The organism is Brachyspira sp. SAP_772 (assembly GCF_009755885.1).
Classification (GTDB): domain Bacteria; phylum Spirochaetota; class Brachyspiria; order Brachyspirales; family Brachyspiraceae; genus Brachyspira.
On the sequence record NZ_VYIX01000219.1, the window covers coordinates 1 to 658 of the forward strand.

A 658-nucleotide genomic window follows, 5' to 3' on the forward strand; every position below is an offset into this window, starting at 1 on the left:
ATAATAAATTAGTTATTTTATTTAAATTATAATATTTACTTAAATACTCATATAACATTGGAACTGTAGAAATTGTTAATATCAATATAGGATATATAAAATATCTATTTTCATCATCTATTGGTTTATATCCAGTTAATACCAGTAAAGATGTAAGAGTATTACAAATGAATGAATATACAATTCCAAGTAATGATATTTTTTTTGTGACAATATTCAAATCTTTTCTAGTAATTAATAATAATGATAATATAGCAAGTATAAAAATTGGTAGTATAGATAATTTAAATCCTTTTATAGTTGTAATTATAGCTTTGAGTAAATTTTCAAAAATAATTAAATTAATAAAATTAGTATAGAATCCACTTTCTGAGTTATCAGTTTTTATAAAAATATTAATAATAAAATTAATAACAAAAATCATCAATATTAATGTTAAATAATATTTTAGATAATAAATAATACTTTTTTTACTAAAAATTGTACTAAAATTATCATTATTTCGTAATAATATTGGAATGAATATTCCTAAAGGCAAGGCAAGAGAAGATCTAAAAAAGTATGCTATAGAAATTAATATAGCAGATAAATATATCTTGTTATTCAACATAAAATATACTGATATATCTAAAAAAATAGAAAATATTATAAAATTACT

1 pseudogene is annotated in these 658 nt (G+C 17.5%); it reads right to left on the minus strand.

Features of this window, described 5'->3' with window-relative positions:
- A pseudogene (locus GQX97_RS13665) lies at positions 1–424 on the minus strand (hypothetical protein); the annotation flags it as partial.
- Between the last annotated feature and the right edge of the window lie 234 nt (positions 425–658).